This window comes from Streptomyces sp. SID5643 (assembly GCF_009872555.1).
Taxonomy (GTDB): Bacteria; Actinomycetota; Actinomycetes; order Streptomycetales; family Streptomycetaceae; genus Streptomyces; species Streptomyces iakyrus.
Genome location: NZ_WWIC01000114.1, coordinates 1 through 3,052 on the forward strand (window position 1 = coordinate 1; position 3,052 = coordinate 3,052).

Consider the following 3,052-nt stretch of genomic DNA (forward strand, 5'->3'; position numbering starts at 1 on the left):
GCTGCCGGGACCGGGCGCGCCCGGCGCGGCGGAGGCCCCGGACGCGCCCTGCGAGCCGCCCGAGCCGCCCGAACCGGACGCCCCCGACGCGCCCCGAGGACCGCTCTGCCCGCCGCTGCCGCCGCTGGTGCCGAGCGACCGGGCTCCGGACGCCAGGGACCCGCCGACCGTGGACATCGCCCCGGACATCGCGGACGCCCCGCCGAGTGCGGCGGTGGCGGGCACGACGAGCTTCAGCAGGGCGGGCAGGGCGACGGCGGACAGCAGCATCACGCCGATACCGGCGATGCGTTCGTTGATGTCGCTGCCGCCGTCCCGGCCCGAGCTGATCATGGCCGAGCCCGCGTACAGCACCAGCCCGGCCGCCGGTTTGTACAACAGCCAGGCGATCATCCAGCCGAGGTGCTTGCGCCACCAGCCGCCGCCCCAGTCCGTCATCGACGCGGCGGCGGCCAGCGGAAGGGTGCCCAGCAGCAGGATCATGACGCCGAGCCGGATGTAGAGCAGGATCGTGTGGATGATGCCGGCGATCAGCAGCAGGAAGGCGAGGACCAGCAGCAGGAAGGCCTCGATGCCGTTGCCGTCGGAGCAGGCGCCCACGGCGCTCAGCTGCTTCTCCGCACCCGCGTTGAACAGGTAGGTGGAGTAGTCGTCCGAGAGGGCGGCGGCGGCCGTGACCACGGTGGTGGCGGCACCCGAGACCAGCACGACCCGCAGGATGCCCTTCAGCGCGGTCGTGCCGGCCGCGCCGCGCCGCTCGATCGCCATCCGGGCGGACGCGAACAGCAGTGAGCCGACCGCCAGATACACCACGATCCACTGGGTCTGGCTGTTGATGTCCTGGGCGGTGGTGGTCCCCGAGAGGGTCGGGATGCCGGTGGTCAGCGCCCCGAACACCGCGATGGCGCCGGCGAGTACGGCGTTGGCCACGCCCTCGACGATGGTCCCGATGGGGTCGCCGAGGAAACTGAAGAATCCGACCGCGATGTCGACGATGGGATTACCGGTAGGGCACGCCATGTCACACCCCCCACAGAAGATGGCCGTTGGTCCCCTGGACCGCCTTCACCGGGGTGTGCAGGGCACCGTTGTCGGAGGGCAGGACCTTCCAGTCGCCGCCGCTCCAGCGCAGGGCGACGGAGGTCGTGGCGTAGCCCTGACCGGTCTTGAGCAGCAGCTCCACCGTCGCCGCCTCGCCGGTGTACGCGGGCACCGAGAATCCGGCGTACGACGCGGCGGAGGCGCTGCCGGACCCGGCGTCCGGGCGGGAGCCGGAGGCCGAGCCGGTGTCCCGGGTGCCGCCCGGGGCGTCGTCCCGGACGGTGGACCGCTTGAAGACGAACAGGTCCCGGCCCGGGCCGGCCACGACCTGCTCCTGTGCGATCGTCCGCCAGTCCGGTCCGCTCATGTGCGAGGGAATGATATGGGCGGCCAGCACGGCCCCGGCCGGCGTGTGCGCGAAGCACCACCACACGGGACCCTGGGTCAGGGTAGGACCGGCCGACGCCGAGACGGGTACGCGCGCGACACCGAGGGTGCGCCAGTCGACGTCGTCCGGCGGAGACGTGGGCATCGCGTCGCCGCGGCTGTCGTCGGTGCGGCACCCGTCGGGCCGGCCGTCCTTCAGGGCCGGGGAGCCGGACAGCGGCCCCTTCGACGGCGGGGCGCTCGCGCCGTCGTCCGCGGTGCCCCGGCCGGCCGTCAGCGCGACGACCCCGCTCAGCAGGACGACGACGCCGAGGAACGCCGCCGACACCTGCCAGCCGCGCTGCTTCCAGTACGGTTCCGACGGATCGGACCGGTACCGGCGTGGCTCCCGGTACTCCCTGCGCGTGAACATCTCGATCGTCCCGTCGTCGCGCTCAGTTGAAGACGAAGCCGACCAGCGGACCCGCCGTGGCGACCAGGACACAGCCGCCGAGCACCATGCCCAGACGGCTCATGTGCTCGGAGCTCTCACCGCGCTTGAGCGAGATGGCCATCATCGTGCCGGTGATCAGCACCCCGGCGACGCCGGCGGCGGTGCCCGCCCAGGCGGCTATGCCGAGCACGGTGTTGACCTTGCTGGTGAGTTCGCCGGGGGCGTTGCTCTGCGGCTGGGGAACACCGGCGGCGAGCAGGTTGGTGGCTTCGTGGAGCAGGGACATGGCATCTCCGGGTGGTCGGCGCCGCGGCGTGAGCGGCGGGCGCGGGGAGCGGGTGAGAGGGGTGGTGTCGAGCAGGCGCCTGTCCCTCAGTGAAGGGACAGGTCACCGAGGAACGCGACGATCGGGCCGGCCGTCGTGGCGAGCAGACAGGCGAGGGTGACGAAGAAGAAGCCGCGGAAGTACGCGCCGCCCTCGCCCGGTTCGCCGCGCCGCAGCTGGATCGCCATCTGCATGCCGACGATGAGCAGGCCGGCGACGCCCGCGGCCGAGGCGCACCAGGCGAGGACCCCGAGGATGGCGCCCGCGTCGGGGGTCGGGTTGTAGGCGGCGAGCAGCCCGCCGATGGGCAGGGCGAGGCTCGTGAGGGGGGAGGTCATGCTTCGGTTCCTTCACCGTCGGCGCCCAACAGGTCGGCGAGGACGTTCAGTTGACGGGGCAGGCGCGCGGGCTGACCGCCCACGCGCCAGGCCGGGATCCACGGCACGCGCTGCACGGGGGCGACCGAGCGGACGACCCGGACGCGGCGCAGCAGGCCGAGCGGGAGCCGGCCGGGGGCGTCGGCGACGAGGACGACACCCAGCAGGTCGATCCCCTGAGGGGCCTTGCCCTCCCGCAGCGCGCCCAACGCCCGTGACACGGCGCGCAGTCCGCGCGCGCTCGTCCGGCCGACCAGCATGATCCGGCGCGGCTCGCCCCGCGCGGGCTCCGGCCAGCGCGCGCCCACGTCGACCCCGCCGAGCGCTTCGGCGAGCGAGGTGGCGCCGGCCCCGCCGTGGGCCTTGACCCACCCGATCTCGTCCCGTGACCTCCCGCGCACCGGGGCGCGCCGCACCGGTTCCCCCCAGGGGGCCTCGCCGGCACCGGAGGGCGGGGGGGAGGTCCGGTGGGCGGAGACGGCAGCACCC

General features: G+C 74.0%; 5 protein-coding genes. All 5 read right to left on the reverse strand.

Going from position 1 to position 3,052, the window contains the following annotated elements; all coding sequences use genetic code 11:
- A partial coding sequence (locus tag GTY56_RS14835; protein ID WP_161365827.1) for a hypothetical protein occupies positions 1–1,020 on the reverse strand: 1,020 nt, incomplete at its 3' end.
- A gap of 1 nt (position 1,021) precedes the next feature.
- Positions 1,022–1,840, reverse strand: coding sequence for a DUF8175 domain-containg protein (locus GTY56_RS14840; protein ID WP_161365828.1), 819 nt, complete (start codon positions 1,838–1,840; stop codon positions 1,022–1,024).
- Between the two features lie 22 nt (positions 1,841–1,862).
- Positions 1,863–2,147, reverse strand: a complete 285-nt coding sequence (locus tag GTY56_RS14845) for a hypothetical protein (RefSeq protein WP_033306620.1) — start codon at positions 2,145–2,147, stop codon at positions 1,863–1,865.
- An 86-nt stretch (positions 2,148–2,233) separates the two neighbouring features.
- A complete protein-coding gene (locus GTY56_RS14850) occupies positions 2,234–2,524 on the reverse strand; it encodes a hypothetical protein (RefSeq protein WP_161365829.1) in 291 nt (96 codons plus the stop codon).
- A partial coding sequence (locus tag GTY56_RS14855; protein ID WP_237524858.1) for a DUF6668 family protein occupies positions 2,521–3,052 on the reverse strand: 532 nt, incomplete at its 5' end. The genes GTY56_RS14850 and GTY56_RS14855, both read right to left, overlap by 4 nt.